The 22,728-nt window shown below is 72.0% G+C and carries 18 protein-coding genes and 3 tRNA genes; 7 read left to right on the top strand and 14 right to left on the bottom strand.

Translation table 11 applies throughout. From position 1 onward, the window contains the following. Positions 1-2: 2 nt before the first annotated feature. Positions 3-2,627 (bottom strand): LuxR family transcriptional regulator, encoded by a 2,625-nt coding sequence (locus LB823_RS09810; RefSeq protein WP_224646809.1) that lies wholly within the window; start codon positions 2,625-2,627, stop codon positions 3-5. Positions 2,628-2,907: 280 nt separating this feature from the next. On the opposite strand from LB823_RS09810, the gene LB823_RS09805 reads away from it, so the two are divergent. From LB823_RS09805 to LB823_RS09795, 3 genes are read left to right on the top strand one after another with little or no spacing between them, the layout of a single operon-like run. Continuing rightward, a complete protein-coding gene (locus tag LB823_RS09805) occupies positions 2,908-3,708 on the top strand; it encodes a hypothetical protein (RefSeq protein WP_224646808.1) in 801 nt (266 codons plus the stop codon). Continuing rightward, positions 3,705-5,315 (top strand): N-acetylmuramoyl-L-alanine amidase, encoded by a 1,611-nt coding sequence (locus LB823_RS09800; protein ID WP_224646807.1) that lies wholly within the window; start codon positions 3,705-3,707, stop codon positions 5,313-5,315. The genes LB823_RS09805 and LB823_RS09800 overlap by 4 nt, the downstream gene beginning before the upstream one ends. A 20-nt stretch (positions 5,316-5,335) precedes the next feature. Then, positions 5,336-5,734, top strand: a complete 399-nt coding sequence (locus LB823_RS09795) for a hypothetical protein (RefSeq protein ID WP_224646806.1) — start codon at positions 5,336-5,338, stop codon at positions 5,732-5,734. A 52-nt stretch (positions 5,735-5,786) separates the two neighbouring features. Here LB823_RS09795 and LB823_RS09790 read toward each other — a convergent pair. From LB823_RS09790 to iolC, 12 genes are all read right to left on the bottom strand, one after another. Beyond that, a tRNA-Glu gene (locus LB823_RS09790) sits at positions 5,787-5,859 on the bottom strand. Between the two features lie 69 nt (positions 5,860-5,928). Next, positions 5,929-6,001: transfer RNA gene (locus LB823_RS09785), tRNA-Glu, on the bottom strand. A 38-nt stretch (positions 6,002-6,039) separates the two neighbouring features. Next, positions 6,040-6,111 (bottom strand) — tRNA-Gln (locus LB823_RS09780). A gap of 92 nt (positions 6,112-6,203) precedes the next feature. Next, positions 6,204-7,730 (bottom strand): glutamate--tRNA ligase, encoded by a 1,527-nt coding sequence (gene gltX / locus LB823_RS09775; protein WP_224646805.1) that lies wholly within the window; start codon positions 7,728-7,730, stop codon positions 6,204-6,206. Positions 7,731-7,766: 36 nt separating this feature from the next. Continuing rightward, positions 7,767-8,642 carry a sugar phosphate isomerase/epimerase gene (locus tag LB823_RS09770; RefSeq protein WP_224646804.1) on the bottom strand — a complete coding sequence of 292 codons (876 nt, stop codon included), beginning with the start codon at positions 8,640-8,642 and terminating at the stop codon, positions 7,767-7,769. A gap of 8 nt (positions 8,643-8,650) precedes the next feature. Next, on the bottom strand, positions 8,651-9,673 hold the full coding sequence (locus LB823_RS09765) for a Gfo/Idh/MocA family protein (protein ID WP_224646802.1): 1,023 nt from the start codon (positions 9,671-9,673) through the stop codon (positions 8,651-8,653). Between the two features lie 56 nt (positions 9,674-9,729). Then, positions 9,730-10,674, bottom strand: coding sequence for a sugar phosphate isomerase/epimerase (locus LB823_RS09760; protein ID WP_224646801.1), 945 nt, complete (start codon positions 10,672-10,674; stop codon positions 9,730-9,732). 45 nt (positions 10,675-10,719) lie between these two features. Then, positions 10,720-12,669, bottom strand: coding sequence for a 3D-(3,5/4)-trihydroxycyclohexane-1,2-dione acylhydrolase (decyclizing) (gene iolD / locus LB823_RS09755; protein WP_224646800.1), 1,950 nt, complete (start codon positions 12,667-12,669; stop codon positions 10,720-10,722). After that, positions 12,666-13,610: a 5-deoxy-glucuronate isomerase gene (gene iolB, locus LB823_RS09750; RefSeq protein ID WP_224646799.1), complete on the bottom strand. Its 945-nt coding sequence runs from the start codon at positions 13,608-13,610 to the stop codon at positions 12,666-12,668. The genes iolD and iolB overlap by 4 nt, the downstream gene beginning before the upstream one ends. Positions 13,611-13,669: 59 nt before the next feature. Then, a complete protein-coding gene (locus tag LB823_RS09745; RefSeq protein ID WP_224646798.1) occupies positions 13,670-15,178 on the bottom strand; it encodes a CoA-acylating methylmalonate-semialdehyde dehydrogenase in 1,509 nt (502 codons plus the stop codon). Positions 15,179-15,212: 34 nt separating this feature from the next. Beyond that, on the bottom strand, positions 15,213-16,124 hold the full coding sequence (locus tag LB823_RS09740) for a deoxyribose-phosphate aldolase (RefSeq protein ID WP_224646797.1): 912 nt from the start codon (positions 16,122-16,124) through the stop codon (positions 15,213-15,215). Beyond that, positions 16,117-17,094: a 5-dehydro-2-deoxygluconokinase gene (gene iolC, locus LB823_RS09735; RefSeq protein ID WP_224646796.1), complete on the bottom strand. Its 978-nt coding sequence runs from the start codon at positions 17,092-17,094 to the stop codon at positions 16,117-16,119. The genes LB823_RS09740 and iolC overlap by 8 nt, the downstream gene beginning before the upstream one ends. Positions 17,095-17,373: 279 nt before the next feature. On the opposite strand from iolC, the gene LB823_RS09730 reads away from it, so the two are divergent. Next, positions 17,374-18,114 (top strand): GntR family transcriptional regulator, encoded by a 741-nt coding sequence (locus LB823_RS09730; protein WP_224646795.1) that lies wholly within the window; start codon positions 17,374-17,376, stop codon positions 18,112-18,114. On the opposite strand, the gene LB823_RS09725 is transcribed toward LB823_RS09730, so the two are convergent. Next, positions 18,111-19,139, bottom strand: coding sequence for a LacI family DNA-binding transcriptional regulator (locus LB823_RS09725; RefSeq protein WP_224646794.1), 1,029 nt, complete (start codon positions 19,137-19,139; stop codon positions 18,111-18,113). The genes LB823_RS09730 and LB823_RS09725 overlap by 4 nt on opposite strands. Positions 19,140-19,272: 133 nt before the next feature. On the opposite strand from LB823_RS09725, the gene LB823_RS09720 reads away from it, so the two are divergent. From LB823_RS09720 to LB823_RS09710, 3 genes are read left to right on the top strand one after another with little or no spacing between them, the layout of a single operon-like run. After that, complete coding sequence (locus LB823_RS09720; protein ID WP_224646793.1) at positions 19,273-20,463, top strand: phytanoyl-CoA dioxygenase family protein; 1,191 nt, start codon at positions 19,273-19,275, stop codon at positions 20,461-20,463. Then, entirely contained in the window at positions 20,460-21,248 is a 789-nt protein-coding gene (locus LB823_RS09715; RefSeq protein ID WP_224646791.1) for an SDR family oxidoreductase, read from the top strand. The genes LB823_RS09720 and LB823_RS09715 overlap by 4 nt, the downstream gene beginning before the upstream one ends. A 40-nt stretch (positions 21,249-21,288) precedes the next feature. Continuing rightward, positions 21,289-22,701, top strand: a complete 1,413-nt coding sequence (locus LB823_RS09710; RefSeq protein ID WP_224646789.1) for an MFS transporter — start codon at positions 21,289-21,291, stop codon at positions 22,699-22,701. Positions 22,702-22,728: the final 27 nt, after the last annotated feature.

Raw genomic sequence — 22,728 nt, 5'->3', positions numbered from 1 at the left:
GGCTACTCGATTCGGGCCGCATCGCGGCGCCCCCGCACGAGCGCGGACGCAAGGCCCGCGCGATCGGTCGCGTCCACCTTGGCGCAGGCGCGGTAGATGTGCCCCTCGACCGTCCGGACCGACAGGAACAGCCGGTCCGCGATCTCCTTGTTCGTGAGTCCGGCGGCGATGAGATTCGCGATCTCCCGCTCCCGGGTGGTGAGCGGGAGCGGGTGGGCGGACTCCGCGAGTGCGGGCGTCCGCAGGCCGCCACAGGCCGCGGCCAGACGGTCCGCGGTGGCCGCGGAGGCGTGCATCGCGCTCCGTGCGTCCGCCAGTGCGTGCATGCTCGCCGCCGCAGCGGCCGCATCCGCTGCCGAGGGCAGGGCGCCGATCCGCTCGAACTCCGCCGCGCAGGCGTCGAGGCCCGCACCGTCCCGGTCGGCCAGCGCGCGGGCGTGCCGGGCGTACACCGGGACCAGCACGCCGTCCAGTCGTTCCGCGAGCGCATCGAGGCGGTCTGCGATCCCGGGCTCCGCGTCACCGAGCCGCGCGGCGGTGTGCAGCGCCTCCGCCTCGAGGGCGTGCTGCCCGCTCACCCCCGCGGCGTCGGCCGCCGCTCGGGAGGTGGCGATCGCCGCGGACGTGGTCCCCGCCGCCGCCTCCTGCCACGCCTGCGCGATCATGAGCTGGTGGCCGAACACCGCCACGTTGTCCCCGAAATGCCGGCGGGCGTCGAGCATCGCCGCGGCCGCCGCCTCCGCCTCGCCGAGCGCGGCGTACGCCTGCGCCAGCTGGAACCGCGCGGGGAAGACCCACGAGACGTCGGGGCGGTCGCGGACCGTCGCCAGGGTCTGCTCCGCCTGCTGGACGACCCGCGCGTAGTTCCCCTCCGCGAGGTCGACCGCGCTGACATGGATGCCGGAGAGCGCCCACGCGAGGAACTGCCCCGCGGAACGGAACTCGACGTAGCGCTGCGCCGCGGCGCGGGCGCGCTCGAAGGCCCCGGTGAGCGTCAGCGCGAGGATCTCCCCGTAGCCCGCGGGGAACCGCAGCACGCCGTCCGTGTGCGGTTCGGCCTCGCGGCCACGCACCGCGAGCGCCGCCACCTCGTCGCCGCGGCCGGCCAGCGCCCGCGCGAAACCGCCTGCGAAGACGGCCCATTCCACGGCCCAGGGCGTTGCCGCGGGCGACCCGATGACGCCGTCCGCCAGCTCCAGCGCCCGCGGCAGGTCGTCGGTGAACGCGGCGCACGCCGCCCCGATGCCCTGCACGATGAGTGCGAGGACGGGCGCCTCGACGCGCTCGGCCAGCAGCGCTAGCACCTCGTTCGCGGCGGCCACGTCGCCGACCGCCCAGAACAGGTTCCCGATCCGCTGCGCGCCCCACAGCACGAGCTCGACCTCGTCGAGATCGTCGGGGTCGAAGGCCCGGAGCACCCGGTCGGACTCGGCCGCCTCGCCCTGCCACATCAGCGCGCGCGCCAGGAGGCACGCGGCGGGCAGCCCGGCCCCGCCGTCCAGCGCGGCGCGGGCGAAGCGCTCCCCCATCGGGACGTTCGCGAGCATCAGGGCGTCGCGGGCGGCATCGCACAGGAGGCCCGGTTCGAGGTCGGCGTCGCTGTCGAGAGCCAGTCCCGCGAGCCGGATCCGGTCCGACGCCGAGGAGACCTCGCGCCGCCCCAGCGCCTCGACGAGGTGCCCGCGCAGCCGCCGCGACGCGGCGAATCCCAGCCGGCCCCGGATCACCTCGCCGAAGAGCGGATGCGCGTAGCGGACCGAGAGCGCGCGGCCCTCGCGGGCGATCCGGATCAGCCCCTCGGCCTCGGCCTTCTCCACGGCGTCGTCCCCACCGAGGTCGGCCAGCACGTCGAGGTCGATCGGCTCGCAAAGCGTCAGCAGCTTCAGCACGTGCAGCACGGCGTCGTCGAGGTGATCGACGCGCCCGTCGAGGAGCGAGGCCAACTCCGAGGTCACCGCCGCCCGTCCGCGCATCTGCCACACGCCGCCGACCTCGCGCAGCGCCCCCGATTCCAGCGCCCCCTGCACGAGGTGCTTGAGGTAGAGCGCGTTCCCACCGGAGGCCTCCCACATCAGGCGCGCGGACAGGCCCTCGAGGCGGCCGCCGACCGCCGCCTCGACCAGCTCGACGCTCTGTTCCAGCGTGAAGGGATCCAGCGCGATCCGGACGACGTGGCCGTCCTTCCACAGGCTGGTGATGGCGTCGGGCACCGCCTCGCCGCTGCGGACCGTCGCGATGAGGTGGACGGCGCGGTCGATGGCGAGTTGGTGCAGCAGGGTCGCCGAGAGCTCGTCGAGCAGATGCGCATCGTCCACGCCGACGACGAGGTGCCCGTCCGCGAGCAGCGATTCCCGCGCCGCCGACAGGTAGGTGACCGGATCGGTGGAGGTGGCCGGGCCGACGAGATGCGCGAACACCCCGAGGGGGATCCCGCGCGCGGATTCCGTTCCCGCGACCCACTGCACGTGCAGCTTCGAATCCGCCGCGACCGACCGCGCGAGCGTCGTCTTGCCGACGCCGGCGTCCCCCGTCACGATGACCCCACAGCCCGCGGACCCCGCATCGAGCGCCGCGCGGACGTCGTCGTACTCGCGCCCCCGCTCGACGATCCGCAACTGCTGTCGCATGAACACCTATTCTAGTCCCGGTGCGGCCCGACTGCGCAGGTCGAATCTCCCGGGTCTTCCTGCCCGGCACGTCGATTCGGGTACTAATGGTCGAAAATTCGATGTTTGCGATCCGCCGCGGCTGATCTCGCACCGCCGTCCACGGAGCCGGCGACAAATCAGGTAGTGCGCTACTCGTGTGCTCGGCGTCGCTGCTGCGCAGACTTTCCTTCAGATCGCCGTACGCACCAGCGGAATCCCTCTCCCGCCCCGGCGATCTCCGCACCGAAGGAGCGAGCGAATGTCCGTTTTCGTCTTCTGCGCCCGGGGCACCGGCGAACCCGTGTCGGGCAACATGCTGGACAACGTCACCCGGCAATTGCGCGAGGTCACCGTGGAACAGGTGATCTACAGCGCCGCGATCAGCCTCGACAACGCCGCCCGCGATCCGCTGGCACCGTCGGGCGACAACAGCGCGACGCAGGTGGTGGACTGGCTCCGCAGCCGGACCGCGGCGCTCCACCCCGGGGACCGTTACATCGTTCTCGGCTACTCGCTCGGCGCCGTCGGCGTGAACCGGTGGCTCAAGACGAGTGCTGACACGGCGGGTTGCCTGATGGTCGGCACCATCGCCGACCCCAGCCGGCGGGCGGGCGTCTCCTACGGGCTGCCGATCGCGCCGAACCGCTTCGGCATCTACGCGACGGGCGGCACCGGGACCGTGCCGAACGACCAGCGGTCGCCGGTGCCGTTGTTCGAGATCGCCAGTCCCGGCGACGTGATGACCTCCTGCCCCGCCGTATCGCCCCTGCACGCCTTCGCCGGTCCGGTGATGGCATTCACCCTGACCGACCCGAACCGCCTGATCGCGCAGCTCGTCGACGACGGGATCGAGGACGTCGTCTCCGATCTCGCGAACGTCGGGCACTGGTTCGACCCGGGGTGGTGGTCCTGGCCGGCAGATCTGTCGGGCTTCGCGAGCGGACAGCACACCACCGCGTACGGCCTCCCCATGTGGCGCGACAGCGCGAACCGGCCGGTCTCCGGGATCGACCTGCTCGCCCGTGTCTGCAGCTGGAAGAAGTCGGTAGTGCCGGTATGAGCGCGTACACCCGCGATGCGGTCGCCGCCGCGTTCATCGCGGAGGGGCGCCGGTCCGGCGTCTCCGAGCGCGGGATCGTGATCTGCCTGGCGACCGGCCTCGTCGAATCGAACCTCACCGTCTACGCCAACGCCGCCGACCCCGATTCCCTCAAGGAACCCCACGACGCCGTCGGCTCGGACGCGAACAGCGTCGGGCCCCTGCAACAGCGGGCGCCGTGGTGGGGCTCGAGCGCGCGGGAGCGCATGGACCCCACCCTGAGCTCGCGCCTGTTCTACACGGCACTCAAGGCGCAGCCCTTCGACTCGCCCGCCCACACGCCCGGCTGGTACGCCCAGCAGGTCCAGCGCTCGGCCTTCCCCGATCGCTACGACGAGCGGATGGCGCAGGCGCAGGCGATCTACGACCGCTTGGCCGCGGCCGCCCCGTCACCCTTTCCCGACGACGCGAACGGAGTCGCGATGTCCCCCGCACCCGCCTACACCGAACTCGACCGGATGGGCGGTTCCCGCTCGTCGCGCAACGGCGCGGTGATCCGGAACTTCCTCCTGCACACCGAGGAGGGGAACAGCACCGCCGAGCGCCTCGCCGCCTTCTGCAACGACGCGGCGCACGGCGCCAGCTACCACTACACCGTGCGGGACGGGGTCGTGTGCGACGTCGTCGACACCGACTTCGCCTCGTGGAGCGTGCTCAGCGCCAACCCGTACACGATCAATCTGTGCTTCGCGGGCAGTCACGCCGGGTGGTCGCGCGCCGATTGGCTCGAGCGCCGCGCCGACCTCACGATCGCGGCGTGGCTCGCGGTGGCGGACGCGCGCAAGTACGGCTTCGCCACGACCGTCGTCGCCCCGCCGTACCGGGTCACCGACGGCATCAGCGACCACCGGTACGTCACCCGCGCGCTGGGCATCGGCGACCACACCGACGTGGGCGACGGATTCCCCTGGGACGTCTTCGCCGCGGACGTCGCCGTGTTCAGCGGCGCGGCGGCTCCCGCGGACGCCGCCAAGGCCGACGCTGCCGCAGCGCCGGCCGCCGCGGGCCCGGTGCCCGTCCCCCCGCCGGTCGACGCCGCGGCACAGGCGGAGGCCGCTATCGGCGCCGTCGCGGCCCGGGCCGCCGACTGGCTCGGCCCGCGGAAGGACCTCGTCGCGGTCGCCTGTCCCGACGGGCGCGGCTGGTTCGCGGCCTTCCGGGGCGGCACCGTCTACTGGACCGCCCTCACCGGGGCGCACGCCGTGCCGACCCGGTTGCTGGAGTCCTACACGTCCTACCAGCGGGAGAACGGCCCCCTGGGCTACCCGGTGGTGGACCACACGGAGCTGCCGGACGGGCAGGTCGAGGCCTTCGAGCGCGGGGTGCTCTACCGGCGACGTGACGCCGCACAGGGCTTCTTCGTGGCGGGCACGATCGGCGCCCGCTGGGCCCGCGACGGCTACGAGAAGGGGCCGCTGGGGTGGCCCGTCTCGTCGGAGATGAGGCTCGCCGACGGCGGCGTGCGGCAGGACTTCGAACACGGGCGGCTGTACTGGTCGCCCGACGGAACCACGGTGGTCGGCGCGGCCGGCGCACCCGATGCGGCCGGCGCGGCGCCGGCCGCCTGACACCGGAAGAGGTGGAGATCATGGAGGAGAACAGGAGCCGGATCCTCCCGCGGAGGATCCCCGAATCGGTCCGGCGCGCGCTGTACGCCACCGCGGGCCCGCTCGTCACGCTGTTGGCCGCGGGCGGCCTCATCCCGGGGAACCAGGCCGCGGCCTGGACCTCGCTGGTGATCGCAGCCGTCACACTGCTCATCGCGGTGGTCAACTGCGAGTCCCGCTGGCGCAACGCCGTCTATCTGACCACCGCGGCACTCCAGGCCGTGCTGCAGGGCTACGGCATCGGCACGGACGCGACGTGGGCGGCGATCAGCGGCATCGTGGTGTCCCTGCTGGGGATCGGGCTGGCCGCGGCGTTCACGCCGTCGGGGCTGGCCGAGGAGAACCGCACCGCAGCGCCGCGCGCCGTGCCGGTGGGATAGCTCCGGGGAGGAACGACGAAGGCCCGGATCGCATGATCCGGGCCTTCCGTTGTACCCCCGATGGGATTCGAACCCACGCTACCGCCGTGAGAGGGCGGCGTCCTAGGCCGCTAGACGACGGGGGCCAGAACTATTGCCGATGCGCACGAGGCGCCTCGACGATGTCGATGAAGGTAGCACACCTGCATCGAACGTACCCCCGATGGGATTCGAACCCACGCTACCGCCGTGAGAGGGCGGCGTCCTAGGCCGCTAGACGACGGGGGCTAGGACTGCGCCCTCCGCACGCGGAGGGCGCTGTCACGCTGGCCTACCAGGACTCGAACCTAGAACAACTGAACCAGAATCAGCCGTGTTGCCAATTACACCATAGGCCACTGACTCAGTTCGAAGTCGTTTCCGACCTCGTTTTGAGCCGCGATCCAGCTTACCCAGCCGCACTGGGAACGCCAAATCGCCAGGTCATCCCCTACTGCGGGGCGGCACCGTCGGCGGGCACCAGGGCGCGGGCGGCCACGAGCCGGCTCAGCGTCCGCTCCCGCCCGAGGAGCTCCAGCGACTCGAACAGCGGCGGGCTGATCGGCGAGCCCGTGACGCCCACGCGGATCGGGGCGTAGGCCTTGCGCGGCTTGAGCTCGAGCTCGTCGATGAGCCGGCCCTTGAGAGCGCCCTCGATGGCGTCGGCGGTCCAGTCCGAGAGCCCGTCGAGCGCGGCGATGCTCTCGTCGAGCACCTGGCCGGCGTCGGCCTTGATGTTCTTCGCGGCGGCCGCGGGATCGACTTCGAAGTCGGCCTCGTCGACGTAGAGGAACTTCAGCAGATCCCAGGCGTCCGAGAGGACCACGATGCGGGTCTGCACGAGCTCGGCGGCGGTCGGGAACTCCGCGCCGAGGCGCGCACCGTCGACGAAGCCCCGGTCGACGAGGAAGGCCCGCAGGCGCGCCTCGAAGTCCTCGGAGGCGAGGAGGCGGATGTGCTCGGCGTTGATCGCGTCGGCCTTCTTCTGGTCGAAGCGCGCGGGGTTCGAGTTGACCCGGTGCACGTCGAAGGCGGCGATCATCTCGTCGAGGCTGAAGACGTCGTTGTCGGCCGAGATGCCCCAGCCGAGCAGCGCGAGGTAGTTGAGCAGCCCCTCCGGGATGAAGCCGCGGTCGCGGTGGTGGAAGAGGTTGGACTCGGGGTCGCGCTTGGAGAGCTTCTTGTTGCCCTCCCCCATCACGAACGGCAGGTGTCCGAATTCGGGGGTGCGCTCGGCGACGCCGATCGCCTCCAGCGCTTCGTACAGCGCGATCTGCCGCGGGGTGGAGCTGAGCAGGTCCTCGCCGCGCAGGACGTGCGTGATCTTCATCATCGCGTCGTCGACGGGGTTGACCAGGGTGTACAGCGGGTCGCCGTTCGCGCGCGTGAGGGCGAAGTCGGGGACGCTGCCCGCGGCGAAGGTGGTCTCGCCGCGCACCATGTCGTTCCAGGTGAAGTCGTGGTCGGGCATCTTCAGCCGCACGACGGGGCTGCGACCCTCGGCGACGTACGCGGCCTTCTGCTCGTCGGTGAGGTCGCGGTCGAAGTTGTCGTAGCCCAGCTTCGGGTTCCGGCCGGCGGCCACGTGCCGCGCCTCCACCTCCTCCGGGGTCGAGAAGGCCTCGTAGGCGTAGCCGCCCTCGACGAGGCGCCGCACGACGTCCAGGTGCAGGTCCTTGCGCTCGGACTGGCGGTAGGGGCCGTAGGGTCCGCCCACCTCGGGCCCCTCGTCCCAGTCGAGTCCGAGCCAGCGCAGCGACTCGAGGATCGCTGCGTAGCTCTCCTCGCTGTCGCGGGCGGCGTCGGTGTCCTCGATCCGGAAGACGAAGGTGCCCCCGGTGTGTCGCGCGTGGGCGAAGTTGAACAGCGCGGTGCGCACCATGCCGACGTGCGGCGTGCCGGTGGGCGACGGGCAGAAGCGCACGCGGACGGACCCGGGAGCGGCGGCGTTCGACGGTGCGGCGGAAGACTCAGTCACGACGTCCAGGGTAGTCGCCGCGCGCGGCACGCCCGCTCACGCGTGCGCCGCGACCAGCGACCGGATCTTCTCGAGTTGCAGCGCGGAGACCTCGTCGGCGCGCTCGTCCTCGGCGAAGACGTTGGAGCAGATGATCGCGTCCTCGCGGGCGAGGAACCCGGAAGCGCCGAGGTGGCTGAACAACTCGTCCCAATCCACATCGCCGTCACCGATCGCGAGGTGCTGGTGCACGCGGACCGCGTTGCCGGGCGGGTTGGTGATGTACCGCAGGCCGTGCGAGCGGCGGTGATCGAAGCTGTCCGCGGCGTACACGGCGCCGAGCCGCTCCCCCAGCTGCGGGATCAGCGCGGCCGCGCGGTCGCCGTAGTGGAAGGTGTGGCTGCCCACGTACACGAAGCCGACGGCCGGGGTGTCCAGCCCGCGGATGATCCGCCAGGCCTCGAGCCCGTCCTCGACGAAGTCGTCGGGGTGCGGGTCGATGTTGAGCGTGACCCCCTCCCCCTCGAGCAGCGGGACGAGCTCCTCCATGCTGCGGTAGAAGCCCGCCTCGGACTCCTCGGCGCGCTCGGGCCGGCCGCTGAACTCGGTGTTGATGACCGGGACTTCGAGCTCCGCGGCGATCGCGATGATGCGCCGGAAGTTCCGCACGGCCGCCTCGCGCTGCGGCTCGTCGGGCCACGAGATGCGCTGCACCGGGAGCAGCGACGTGATCCCGACGCCCGCGTCGGCGGCGCGCTTACGCACGCGCGCGAGCTGTGCCCGGTCCACGCGCGGGTGCGCGAAGAACGGGATGAAGTCGGCGTGCGGGGTCAGCTGGATCCACTCGTAGCCGGCCTTGGCGGCCACGTCGAAGAAGTCCTCGAAGTCGTGCGTCGAGTGGTACGGCGTGGGATCGAGGGCGATGCGGACCACGCTGCCCCCTAGGCGCGCTCGGCGTAGAACGCCGGCATCTCGGGGAGCTCGACGGGCACGGGGCCGGTCGTCTCCAGTGCCTTGACACCGGCGGCGCAGCACACGGCCACCTTGTAGCCGTCGAAGGCCGACGGTCCGGCGATGGCGCCCGCCTTCGCGGCGTCGACCCAGGCCTGCACCTGGCGGTCGTAGGCGTCCCGGAACCGGGTGGTGAAGTCGGCGTGGTCGGCGACCGAGAACCGGCCCTGCTGCCACATCTGCAGGCCCGCGGGCTCGCCGATGCGGGCGACGCCCTGCTCGAAGACGGCCTCGGTCTCGACCTGGTAGCCGAACTCGATGGAGACGTTCATCTCGACGTCGACGAGCACCCCGTTGTCGAGCTCCATCAGCACGAGGATCGGCTCGCGCAGGTGCTCCGGGCTCCGCGAATTGCGGCGCGGGTACTTCACCTCGACCGAAGTGACGACTCCGCCCGCCAGCCACGGCACGACGTCGAACTCGTGCACCACGGAGTCGTTGATGAGCATCGTCTGCACGTAGCTATCCGGCACCGAGGCGTTGCGGTGGCGGGCGTGCAGCATGACGAGCTCGCCGGCGGGTTTGGCGGCCACCACCTTCCGCAGCTCCTCGTACTCGCGATCGAAGCGGCGCATGAACCCGACCTGGATCAGCTGCCGGCCGCCGGCCATCTCGGCCTCGACGACGCGCCAGGAGGACTCGGGATCCTGGGTGAGCGGCTTCTCGCAGAGCACGGGCAGTCCTGCGGCGAGGACCTTCAGCAGCGCGTCCTCGTGGAACTGCCCGGGCGTGGCGACGAGCACGCCGTCGACGACGCCCGAGGCGAGCGCGGCGTCGAGGTCGGCGAAACCGGCGGCGCCGGGCGCTAGTCGGAGGGCGGCGGCCCGGCGGGCCTCGTCGGGCTCGACGACCGCGGAGACGGACGCCCCCGCGGTGGTGGTGGCGATGCGCTGCACGTGGTCGGCGCCCATCATGCCGGCGCCGACCACGGCGACGCGGAAGTCGTTGGTCATCTGTGGGTGTCTCCTTGCGGGGCTTCGGGGTCCGAGCTCGATGCCCGGGTTCGGGATCAGCGGGTGCGGGTGAGCGGGTGGCAGCCGAAGATGTGCTGCCGGGTGCGGGTGGCGATGCCCGCGGGGAGGTCGATGTCGCAGCCGGGCATGTCCTGCTCGACGATGGCGAACAGGTCCGGGTTGATGCGCAGCGCCGCCTCGATGACGGGGGCGAAGTCCGGGATCCCGTTGGGTGGCTCGACCATGATGGCGGAGGCGGCGTCGGCGAACGGGGTGTCGTTCTTGAGCACCTCCCAGATCAGGGCCGGGTCGATCTGCTTGAGGTGCAGGTAGCCGATGCGCTCGGGGTGGCGCTGCATGAGGGCCACGTTGTCGCCGCCGTAGTAGGCGAAGTGGCCGGTGTCGAGGCACAGGTTGACGTAGCGCGGGTCCGTCTCGGCGAGGAGGCGCTCCACCTCGCCGGTGGTGCCGACGTGGCTGTCGGCGTGGGAGTGGAACTGCTGCTTGATCCCGTACTCCTCCGCGAGCGCCTTGCCGAGCCGGTCGTGGCCGGCGGCGAGCGCCTTCCATTGCTCGTCGTCGAGGGTGCGGGACTCGAGGGCCTCGCCGGTGAGATCGGAGCGCCACAGGTCGGGGATGACGACGATGTGCTCGGCGCCCAGGGCACCGACGAGGGTGGCGACGTCGCTCACCTGCTTCCAGGCGCGGTCCCACTGGTCGGCGCCCTTGTGGAAGCCGGTGAAGATGGTGCCGCCGGACAGCTCGAGGTCGCGCTCGGCGAGCTCGTCGCGCAGGCGTTCGGGGTCGGTCGGCAGGTAGCCGTAGGGGCCGAGCTCGATGTAGTGGTAGCCGGCTTCGGCCACCTCGTCGAGGAAGCGGTCCCACGGGGTCTGGCGCGGGTGCTCGGCGAACCAGACGCCCCACGAGTCGGGGGCGGTGCCGATGCGCAGGCCCTCGGTGTGGGCGGCGGTGGAGGCGGTCGTGCCCAGGGTGTCGGTCATGACGGTGGTCCTTACGTCGGATCGTGGAAGTGATGGGGGCGGAGGTCAGCCGAGGAGCGGCCGCTGCGCCTTCTGCTGGTCGAGGTACTCGGCGCGCGCGGTGACGGTGCTGTCGATCGTCGACACCGCGGCGACCGGGACGTCCCACCAGCCGTTGCCCTCGGGGGCGTAGACCAACGGGTCGTTGTGGATCTGGATGACGGTGGGGCCGGTCGCCGCCTTGGCGGCGCGGACGGCCTCGGAGAGCTCCGCGACGGAGCCCGGTCCGGGCGCGATGTCGATGACCCGCGCGCCGTAGCTGCGGGCGTTGGCCGCCAGGTCGACGGGCAGGAACGCGCCGCGATCGAGTTCCGGTGCGGGGACGCCGCCCGACTCGTCCGCGGTGCGGTACCGAGTGCCGAAACGCTGCGAGCCGACGGTCTCGGAGAGGTGGCCGATCGAGGCGTAGCCCTGGTTCTCGACGATGACGACGATGAGCTTGATCCCCTCGGCGACGGCGGTGACGAGCTCGCTGTTGAGCATGAGGTAGGAGCCGTCGCCGACCATGACGACGACGTCGCGGTCGTCGCCGAGGGCGAGCAGCCCGCGCTTCGCGCCGAGCCCGCCCGCGATCTCGTATCCCATGCAGGAGAAGGCGTACTCCACGTGATAGCCGAGCGGGTCCCGCACGCGCCACAGCTTCTGCAAGTCGCCCGGGAGGGAGCCCGCGGCCTGGATGATCACGTCGGCCGGGTCCATCGCGGCGTGCACCGCGCCGATCACCTCGGGCTGGCCCGGCAGGTCGGCCCCGGTGGGCGCGAGGGCGACGTCGACGACCGCGTCCCAGTCCGCCTTGGCCGCAGCGGCCGCGGCGACGGACTCCGGCGGAACGCGGTGGTCGGCGAGCTCCGCGCGCAGCGCGGCGAGGCCCTCGCGGGCGTCGGCGATGAGCGGCAGCTGCGAGCCGTGCTTGTAGGCGTCGAACGAGGCGACGTTGAGGTTCACGAAGCGCACGCCCGCGTCCTGGAAGGCCGTGCGGCTGGCGGTGGTGAAATCGCTGTACCGGGTGCCGATCCCGATGATCACGTCGGCCTGCGCGGCGATGTCGTTCGCCGCCGCGGTGCCGGTGGCGCCCACGCCGCCGAGGTTCAGCGGGTGGTCCCAGGCCAGCGCGCCGCCGCCCGCCTGCGTGGTGCCGACGGGGATCGACGTGGCCTCCGCGAACCGGCGCAGCTCGTCCTCGGCGCCCGCGTAGAGGACGCCGCCGCCGGCGACGATGAAGGGGCGCTTCGCCTCCCGGATCGCCGCGACGGCGCGGGCCAGCGGGCCGCGCTCGGGCAGGGGCCGGCGGAGGTGCCACTCGCGGTCCGCGAGGAACTCCTCGGGGACGTCGACGGCCTCGGCCTGGACGTCCTCGGGCAGCGCGATGGTCACGGCACCGGTCTCCGCCGGGTCGGTCAGCACCCGCATCGCGGCCAGCGCGATGGAGAACAGCTGCTCCGGCCGCTGCACCCGGTCGAAGAACTTCGAGAGGGGCCGGAAGGCGTCGGAGACCTGCAGCCCGATGTCGTGCGGGTGCTCGAGCTGCTGCAGCACCGGATCCGCGACGCGGGTGGCGAAGGTGTCGGAGACCAGGAGCAGCGCGGGCAGCCGGTTGGCGGTCGCGAGCGCGGCGCCCGTCAGCATGTTGGCGGCGCCCGGGCCCACGGAGGCGGTGCACGCGTAGGTGCCGCGCCGGCGGTGCATGCGGGCGTAACCGACGGCCTGGTGCACCATGGCCTGCTCGTTACGGGCCTGGTGGTAGGGCATGAGCCCGGCATCGGTCGCCGCGTACTGCAGCAGGGCCTGGCCCACGCCGGCGACGTTGCCGTGGCCGAAGATGCCGAAGGTCGCGGGGACGGTGCGCTCGCGCACGGTGCTCACCGTGCCGTCGGCGAGGACGATCTCGTCCACGGTCCACTGGTGCGCCAGGAACTCGATGAGGGCCTGGCCCACGGTCATCCGCCGGGTGCTCATCGCTCGTCTCCTTCGGTCGGTGCGGCCGCGTAGGGCAGCCGCGGGTCGGTGGCCTGCGTGGGCCAGGTGTCCCGCAGCCAGGCCTGGCGCGGGTCGTCGCTGATCAGCCAGACCCGTTCGGGGTCGGGGCCCGCCATGACGTTGAGGTAGTAGAGGTCGTACTCGGGGGCGGCCATCGCGGGGCCGTGGTAGCCGAAGGGCACGAGGGCGATGTCGCCGGTGCGGACGAGGGCGTTGGTGTCGATCTCCCCCGCCGCGGACGAGTAGGTGACGAAACTCCCGAAGGCGTCGGTCGTCTCGGGCACGGTCCCTGCCGGTAGGCCGCGGGCGGGCGCCGCCTCGAAGTAGTAGATCTCCTCGAGCCGGGATTCGTGGCCGGCGATGTGCTCGTCGTGCTTGTGGGCGGGGTGACTGCTCCAGTTGCCGCCGGGGGTGATCACCTCGCACACGATGAGGGCGGCCGCGTCGAGCGCGCCGGGCGTGCCGAAGTTGTGCACCTGCCGGGTGTCCCGGCCGGCGCCGCGCACCTCGACGGGGACCTCCGTGGCGGGGATGTACCGCGTGGGGCGGCGCTGCGACGTGGGCGCCTCGGCGATGGCGATGCGCGCGGTTCCGCGCACGGTGAATCCCCCACCGGCGCCGACGTACAGGACGTCGGTGGGCCCGTCGAAGACCGACGCGCGGCCCGCGAGGGCCACGGACGGCGCACCGTCGAAGCTCGCGGCGGCGGCGCCGTCGAGCTCGACGTGGCACCCGCCCGAGAGCGGCACGACGATGCGCTCGATGTCACCGCCGGGCAGCACGACCGGCGCGTCGCCGAGGTCCGCGACGCGGATCCCGGTGTGCGCCCAGCCGGGCAGGGAGCCGTCGACCACCGATTCCCACCCGTCGCGCGCCAGCGCGCCTCGGGCGTGGAACCATTCGTTGGGCGTCGTCGCCATCGCCGTCCTCTCCTGTTTCCGTCCTCGCGGACGATGGTGCTGCCGGAATGAAGTCCGCGTCAGTCGTTCTGGGGGAATCCCAGGTCGACGCCGCCGTGGCTGGGGTCGAGCCATCGGCTCGTGATCGCCTTGAGCTGGGTGAAGAACTTCACGCCCTCGGCGCCGTGCGCCTTTGTGTCGCCGAACATCGAGTCCTTCCAGCCGCCGAAGCTGAAGGTGGCCACGGGGACCGGGATCGGCACGTTGATGCCGACCATGCCCACGCGGATGTCCTTCTGGAACCGGCGTGCGGCGCCGCCGTCGTTGGTGAAGATCGCGGTGCCGTTGCCGAAGGCGCCGGCGTTGATGAGATCGACCCCCTCCTCGTACGAGGCGACGCGCACGATCGCGAGCACGGGGCCGAAGATCTCCTCGGTGTACACCCGGGAGGTGGTGGGCACGCGGTCGATCAGGGTCGGACCGAGCCAGAAGCCCGCCGCATCGCCGTCCGGGGTCACGTCGCGACCGTCGACGACCACGCTCGCGCCGTCCGCGACGGCGACGTCGATGTAGGAGGCGACCTTGTCCCGGTGCGCCTGCGTGACGAGCGGCCCCATGTCGCAGCCGCGGCGGCCGTCGCCGATGCGCAGCCCGGCCATGCGATCGGTGATCTCCGCGATCAGCGCGTCCGCCACGGGCTCGACGGCGACGACGACCGAGATGGCCATGCACCGCTCGCCGGCCGAACCGAAGCCGGCGTTGATCGCGGCGTCGGCCGTCAGGGCGAGGTCGGCGTCGGGCAGCACCAGCATGTGGTTCTTGGCGCCGCCGAGGGCCTGGACCCGCTTGCCGTGCGCGGTGGCGGTCTCGTAGACGTACCGCGCGATGGGCGTCGAACCGACGAAGGAGACGGCGGCGACGTCCGGATGAGTCAGCAGGCCGTCGACGGCCTCCTTGTCGCCGTTGAGCACGGTGAACACGCCCTCGGGAAGGCCCGCCTCGCGCCACAGCTCCGCCATCCAGATCGCGGCCGACGGATCCTTCTCGCTGGGCTTGAGCACCACGGCGTTGCCCGCGGCGATCGCGATCGGGAAGAACCAGGCGGGCACCATGGCGGGGAAGTTGAACGGGCTGATCACCGCGACCACGCCGAGGGGCTGGCGGGTGGAGTATACGTCGATCCCCGAGGAGACCTGCTCGCTGTACTCACCCTTGAGGTGATGCGCCATGCCGCAGGCGAATTCGACGACCTCCTGGCCGCGGCTGATCTCGCCGAGGGCGTCGGAGAGGACCTTGCCGTGCTCACTGGTGATGATCTCGGCGAGCTCACCCTTGCGGGCGTTGAGCAGCTCGCGGAAGGCGAACAGCACCGACTGGCGCTTGGCGAGAGAGAGCTCCCCCCAGTTGTCCGAGGCCTTCTTGGCGGAGGCGACGGCGGCGTCGATCTCGGCGCGATCGGCGAGCGCGACCCGCTTGGTCACGACGCCGAGCGCGGGGTCGTAGACGTCGGCGGTGCGGCCGCTGGTGGACGGGTACTCGGCGCCGTCGATCCAGTGCGGGACGACGGTGAGGGTCTCGGTGGTGGTCATGGAGCGGCTCCTTCGCGGAGGTGGATGCGGGTGGTCAGGCGCCGTGCACGAGGCCGGCGGCGGTGTCGACGGCGGCGGTCACGTCGCCGTCGCGGGGATAGAGCAGGGTGCGGCCGACGACGAGGCCGTGCACGCCGGGCAGGGCGAGCGCCTTGGCCCACGAGGCGTAGACGGCAGCGGGGTCGCCGCCCGGGTCGCCGCCGAGGAGCAGCGTGGGCAGCGTGGTCGCCGCCATGACGCGTTCCATGTCGTCGACGACGGGGAGTTTGAGCCAGCTGTAGGCGGAGGTGTTGCCGAGGCCGGAGGCGATGGCGACCGAGTTGATGACGGCCTCCGTCGAGAGGTCGTTGCCGATCCTCCCGTCGGTGCGGCGGCTCATAAAGGGCTCCAGCATGATCGGCAGCTTCGCGGCCGCCGCGGCGTCGACGGCGCGGGCCGTGGCCTCGAGCGTGACGACGGTGCCGGGGTCCTCGAGGTCGACGCGCACGAGCAGCTTGCCGAAGTCCAGGCCGCCGCGCCGCATCGAGGGAACGTCGTAGGCGGTGTACCGGTCGTCCATCTCGAACGCCGCGCCGCGCAGGCCGCCGCGGTTCATGGAGCCGACCACGATCTTGTCGTCGAGTAGGCCCAGCAGCGCGAGGTCCTCGACGACGTCGGGGGTGCCGAGCACCCCGTCGACCCCGGGGCGGGAGAGGGCGAGCGCCATCCGCTGCAGCAGGTCGTACCGGTCGGCCATGGCCATCGCGTCGGAGCCGACGCCGAGCGCGCCGCGGGCGGGGTGGTCCGCCGCCACGATGAGCAGCCGGCGGTCGCCGCGGACGAGGGGGCGGCGGATCCGTGCGCCGAGCACATCGGCGATGGCGTCGGGGTTCTCGTGCCGGGCGGCGCGCAGCCGGTCGAAATCGCCCGCCGTGAGCGGGCCGGTGGTGCGGGCGATGTCAGACATGGTTGTTGTCCCGTTCCTCGATGACGGACTCCACCTCGTCGGTGGTGGGCATGGCGGTCGAGCATTCGCGGCGCGAGGCGACGATGGCCCCGGCGACGTTGGCGAAGCGCAGAACCCGCTCGAGCGGCCAGCCCGCGAGCAGGCCGTGGCAGACGGCGCCGCCGAAGCCGTCACCGGCGCCGAGACCGTTGATCACGTCGACGAAGTGCGGTGCGACCTCGACACTCTCGTCCCGGGTCTTCGCGAGGACGCCCTTGGGGCCCTGCTTCACCACGGCGAGCTCGACGCCGCGCTCCAGCAGGGCGTCGGCGGCGCGGCCGGGCTCGGTCTCGCCGACCGCGACCTCGCACTCCTCGCGGTTGCCGATGGCGACGGTGACGTGCTCGAGGGCCTTGCCCACCTCCTGGCTCGCGACCTCGGCGGACTCCCAGAACATGGGCCGGTAGTCGAGGTCGAGGACGGTCAGCGGGGCGCGGCCGCGGGCGTTCCACGCCGTGTGGTGCGCGGAGCGGCTGGGCTCGCGGGAGAGCCCGGTGACGGTGGCCCAGAAGATCTTCGCGGAGCGGATCGCGTCGAGGTCGAGCGCGTCGTCGTCCAGCATGAGGTCCGGCGCGATCGGGTCGCGGTAGAAGTAGAGCGGGAAGTCGTCCGGCGGGAAGATCTCGCAGAAGGTGACGGGGGTGTTCAGGCCGCGGATCTCGCCCACGTACCGGTCGTCGACGCCGAGGCGCACCAGCTCCTGATGAACGAAGCGCCCGAACGGATCCGCGCCGGTCGCCGTGATGACCGCGGACCGTCGGCCGTGACGGGCCGCGGCGACGGCGACGTTGGTCGCGCTGCCCCCGAGGTACTTGCCGAAGGTCTCGACGCGATCGAGTCCGACACCGTCCTGCAGGGGGTAGATGTCGACCCCGACCCGCCCGATGGTGATCAGGTCGAACGGGGCACCGTGGGTACCGGCGTCAGTCATGTGGGAGGCCCTCCTTAGCCTGGTCCCGGACGAGACGTGGATCACTCCCGCTCGTTTGTCCTGTCAATCTAACAGAAGGAGGCGACATTCTTCAATAGGCTCCTAGCTGCAGAGATCCACCCCATCGCAGCATCGCGGATCCGATAGAGCCGTCGGCGACCGGCTGACATGGGCGCCGTATGTGCGGACATAGACCTGATCGCGCCGCAAGGGGCAATTGTACGAACAAACGCTGATCAGCGCCCGCATTTCCCGCTTCGGTGCACTAGACTGCATCGCATGTCTCCCGCCCCGGTCTCGGTCGAACTGGACCGCACCAGCCCCGTGCCGCTGTACTACCAGCTGGCGCAGGCCCTCGAACGTTCCATCCTGAACGGCGAGCTGGTGCCCGGCGACCGGATCGAGAACGAGATCGACCTCGCCAAGCGGCTCACCCTGTCTCGTCCGACTGCGCGGCAGGCGATCCAGGCGCTCGTGGACAAGGGCCTCCTGGTGCGCAAGCGCGGCGTCGGCACCCAGGTGGTGCGCAACGAGGTGCACCGCGCGGTCGAGCTCACCAGCCTGTACGAGGACCTGATCGCCGCGGGCCAGACCCCGTCGACGGAGCTGCTCGACTACCGGCTCGGCCGGCCCGATGAGGAGATCGCGGACGAGCTGGGCATCGAGCACGACGCCCAGGTGGTGTCGATCCGGCGCCTGCGCAGCGCGGACGACGTGCCGCTGGCGATCCTCACCAACTACATCCCCGCCGAGCTCGCCCCCGCCCCCGACGAGCTGCAGAGCAAGGGCCTGTACCAGTGCCTGCGCGGGCGGGGCATCACGATCGCCCAGGCGCAGCAGCGGATCGGCGCCCGCATCTCCGACGACGAGGAGTCCCGGCTGCTCGACGAGCCCGCGGGCGGCGCCGTGCTCACCATGCAGCGCGTGGCCTTGAACGAGTCCGGCACGGCGATCGAGCTGGGCCGCCACGTGTACCGGGCGTCGCGGTACTTCTTCGACGTCTCGGTGTTCAGCCGCTAGCTGTCGACCCCGGCCAGGTTCGGCGGCACCACGATCTGGATCGCGGTGGGCCGCGGCCGGTGCGGACCGTCGATCGCGCCGTGGAAGGCCATGATCGCGTGGGCGGCGCCGCGCAGATCCGCCCGCAGGTCGTGGTGCAGCACCGCCGAGATCCGACCCGCCAGCAACAGTTCGCGGTTCGATTCGGCGAGATCGTGTGCGATGTAGCCGCGATACCTCCTCCCCGCCTCGTCGAACGCCGCGATGATCCCCCGGTTGCCGCCACCCGGCGAGTAGACCGCGGCGATGTCCGGGTCGCTCGCGAGCACCGCGGCGACCTCCCGGCGGCACACCGCGTCGAGGCCACCCGTATCGGCGACGCCGACGATCCGCCGCGCCGGATCAGACCGGTGGATCTCGCTGCGGAACCCCGTCTCCCGTTCCTCCTCGCCCCGGAAGAGCCGGCCGCTGGTGACGACGAGCAGGGCTCCGCGCGACTCACTGACCCACTGGGTGACGAGGTGCGCCGCGGTCACGCCCGCGGCGCGGTTGTCCATGCCCACGTACGCGATCCGGGCGCTCTGCGGAACGTCGGTGACCACGGTGACGACGGGGATGCGGCGCGCGGTCAGGCGCGCGATCGCCGCCGCGACTGCGGGCGTATCCGGAGCCTTGAGGACGACGCCGTGGCTACCGCGGCGCGCGATGCCGTCGAGCTCCGCGATCAGTTCCTCCGGCTCCCACGCCTCCCGCACGTGGTAGCGCGCGCGGAAGACCGCCGGGCGCAGAGTGGGGAGCTCGGCCTCCAGCGCGGCCCGGGTCAGGTCCGAGAAGCGGCGCGGAGTCTCCATGACGAGATCGACCATGAACCGGCGACCCGACAGCCGCAGTTGGGAGCGCTGCCGGTCGAGATCGGCGATCGCCTGCCGGACCTGTGCCGCCGTTCCCTCGCGCACCCCGACGCGGCCGTGGAGCACGCGGTCGACGGTGGCCTCGCTGACGCCCGCCTGCTGCGCGATCTCGCGGATCGGATGGGAGTGCGCCACCGCGGGCCTCCTCGTGCTGAGGGATTCTTGAGGGTTTTCCGGGCTACCCGGGACCTCGACAGCTTGCCACGATGAATGCGGGGACGGACACCGATTCCCCACTCCCGCTTCGCATCGACGTCAGGAAAGCGATATGCCCACCACCTTCTCGGCCCGGACCGGGGCGCCGGACCGCACGGGCCGGATCAGCGAGGCCGACTGCCGCCTCGAGGACTTCACGGCGCAGCTCGAGTTCGAGACCGACCTGACCAGGTACCCCTACGCGGATCGGGCGGTACGCGGGGTCCTGTTCTACGGCGCCGCGGCCACGGAGGCCGCGGCCGATCCGGACAGGCGCGGGCAGCTGTCCGACGAGCTGGCGCGGGCGCTCCTGACCGGCCCGGGCATCGTCGCCTTCGACGGTGCCTTCGACGACCGGCACGGCCTCGACGAGTCGACGGCGCTGTTCACCGCCATGATCGCCGAGCAGCGCGCGAACGGCTCCGGCGGCGGCGACCACTTCGCCGCGCCGGGCGCGAACGACCGGATCTGGAACGCCCTGAGCAAGCACGCGCTGCGCGATCCGGCATCGTTCGCCCGGTACTACGCCAATGACGTGCTCGCGCTGGTCGCGACCGCCTGGCTGGGGCCGATGTATCAGGTGACATCCGCGATCAACGTGGTGAACCCCGGCGGGACGGCGCAGTCCCCGCACCGCGACTACCACCTCGGCTTCATGGAGCCGGAGACGGCGCAGCGTTTCCCCCGGCACACGCACCTGCTCTCCCCCGCGCTCACGCTGCAGGGCGCCGTCGCACAGGTCGACATGCCCGTCTCATCGGGTCCCACCCTGTACCTGCCGTACTCCCAGCGGTACGAGCCCGGCTACCTCGCCTTCAACCTCCCCGACTTCCGGGACTACTTCGAGGCGAACCACGTTCAGCTCCCGCTGCGCGCCGGAGACGCCGTCTTCTTCAACCCGGCACTGTTCCACGCCGCGGGCTCGAATCGATCGGCGGGCATCCGCCGGATGGCGAACCTGCTGCAGATCAGTTCGGCGTTCGGACGCGCGATGGACGCGGTGGACCGGTCCGCGATCCTCCGCGCCGTCTACCCCGAGCTGCAGGGGCTCGCCGCCGCCGGAGACGCTCGCGCCGTGGAGAACCTCGTCGCCGCCTCGGCCGAGGGGTACGCGTTCCCGTCGAACCTGGACCGGGACCAGCCGCTCGGCGGCATGCACGGCGAGACCCAGGCGGACCTGACGCGCCGCGCGCTCGCGTCCGGCCTGGCTCCGGAGGCCTTCGCCGCCGAACTGGCCGCCCTCGACGAGCGGCACCGCCCGTGACCGGGCGGCCCGCCGATCTCGCGGACAGGGTCGTGTTCGTGTCGGGCGGCAGCCGGGGCGTGGGCGCCGCCGTCGTCCGCGCGGCCGCCGCGGCCGGAGCCCGCGTCGCCTTCTCCGGACGGGATGCCGCCGCCGGGGAGACGTTGCGGTCCGCCCTGGCGGCGGAGGGGACGGAGGCGCTGTTCGTTCGGGCCGACGTCGCCGATCCCGCGCAGGCGACGGGGTCGGTGGAGGCGGTGGTCGAGGCCCTCGGCCGGGTCGACTGCCTGTGCAACGCGGCGGGCCTCACGTCTCGTGGCACCCTCACCGAGACCACACCGGCGCTGTTCGACGAGCACGTCGCGATCAATCTCCGGGCGCCCTTCTTCACGATGGCCGCCGCGGTGCGTGACATGCGCGCACGGCGTGCCCCCGGAACCGTCGTCAACATCATCTCGATGTCGGCACACGGCGGACAGCCCTACCTGGCGCCGTACGTCGCCGCGAAGGCCGGGCTGATCGGGCTCACGAAGAACGCGGCCCACGCGCACCGGTTCGACCGGATCCGGATCAACGGCCTCAACATCGGCTGGACCGAGACGGAGGGCGAGGCCCTGGTGCAGAAGCGGTTCCACGACGCCCCTGACGACTGGGCCGAGCGCGCCGGGCGCGAGCTGCCCGCGGGCCGCCTCGCCTCCGCTGCGGACGCGGCTGCGGCGGTGGTGTTCCTGCTGTCGGATCGCAGTGGTGTGGTCACCGGCTCGATCATCGACTGGGACCAGCAGGTCTGCGGCGCCTACGACTGAAGACTTGCACCCTGAGCCCATTTTGACCGAACATAATGACATGTCGCGCATCGCTGCGCTGATCCGCAGGCGCGAGGCCGCGAGCTTCAGCCGACCGCTCGCGCTCCTCGTCGCGGGAGCACTGTTCCTCGAGAACCTCGACGGTGCGGTGCTGCAGACGGCAGCGCCGGCGGTGGCCCGCGACTTCGGGGTCGCCCCGGCGGCCGTGAGTCCGGCCATCGTCGGCTACCTCCTCGCGGTGGCGGTGGCCGTCCCCGTCGCGGGCTGGGTCGCGGAGCGGTACGGCACGCGACGCGTCTTCCTGTGGGCGGTCGCCGGTTTCACGATGGCGTCGGCCGCGTGCGCGCTGGCACCGGACCTCCTGTGGCTGTGCCTCTTCCGCATCGTCCAGGGCGCCGCCGGAGCCATGATGATCCCGGTGGGACGGATCGCTGTGCTGCGCTCGGTGCGGCCGGTCGACCTCCTCGCGGCGATGGCCTACCTGACCTGGCCGTCCCTCGTCGCGCCGGTGGTCGCTCCGTTCCTCGGCGGCGTCATCACCGACGTCGCGGGGTGGCGGTGGATCTTCGTGCTCAACGTTCCGATCGGCGTCGCACTGGCGATCGGCGGGGCACTCCTGATCCCGCGGAACGACACGAGCTTCCGAACGCCGCTCGACCGCTGGGGCTATCTGCTCACCGCGGGTGCGGTCGTCTGCCTCACGGGCGGCGTGGAACTGCTGCGGGGCGGACGGCCGTGGGTCGTGGCCGCGCTGCTGGTAGCTGCAACGCTCCTCGCCTGGGTGGCCGCACGAGGGATGGCGCATCGCCCCCACCCGCTGTTCGATCCGGCGGTCATGCGCATCCAGACCTTCCGCGTGGGCAACGTGAGCGGATCGATCTACCGCCTCGTGATCACGGGCGCGCCCTTCCTCTTCGTGCTGCTCTTCCAGGCCGGGTTCGGATGGAGCGCGGCCGCGGCGGGCGCGATGGTGACGGCGGTCTTCGTCGGCAACCTCGCGATCAAACCGCTGACCTCCCCGATCATCCGGGTGCTCGGGTTCCGACGCACCCTCGTCTGGTCGATCGTCGCGGGCGCGGCGACGCTGCTCGCCTTCGGGTGGGTGCACGCGTCGACGCCCGCGCCGGTGATCGCCGCGCTCCTGGTGTTCTCCGGGGTGGTCCGGTCCATCGGCTTCAGCGCCTACAACACCGTCATGTTCGCCGATGTCCCCCGCGACCTGCTCCCCGCCGCGAACGGTCTGTCCGCCACCCTGCAGCAGGTGGGCACCGCCCTCGGCATCGCAGCGGCCGCCGCAGCCGCGAGCCTCGGCACGTCATGGGCCGGGCCGGATCCGGTCGAACTGGGCTACCGGGTCGCGTTCGTCCCCTTCGCCGCGCTGCTCCTGCTCCCCCTCCTCGGAGCGCTGCGCCTCCCGGCGAACGCCGGCGGACACGCCACCGCCCGACGGTGACGGGCACCGTCGGGCGGGTGGTATCGG

It is taken from the genome of Tsukamurella sp. M9C, from assembly GCF_020169415.1.
Taxonomy (GTDB): domain Bacteria; phylum Actinomycetota; class Actinomycetes; order Mycobacteriales; family Mycobacteriaceae; genus Tsukamurella.
Note: the sequence above shows the minus strand (reverse complement) of the source record. Positions and strands in the feature narration are given on the sequence as shown.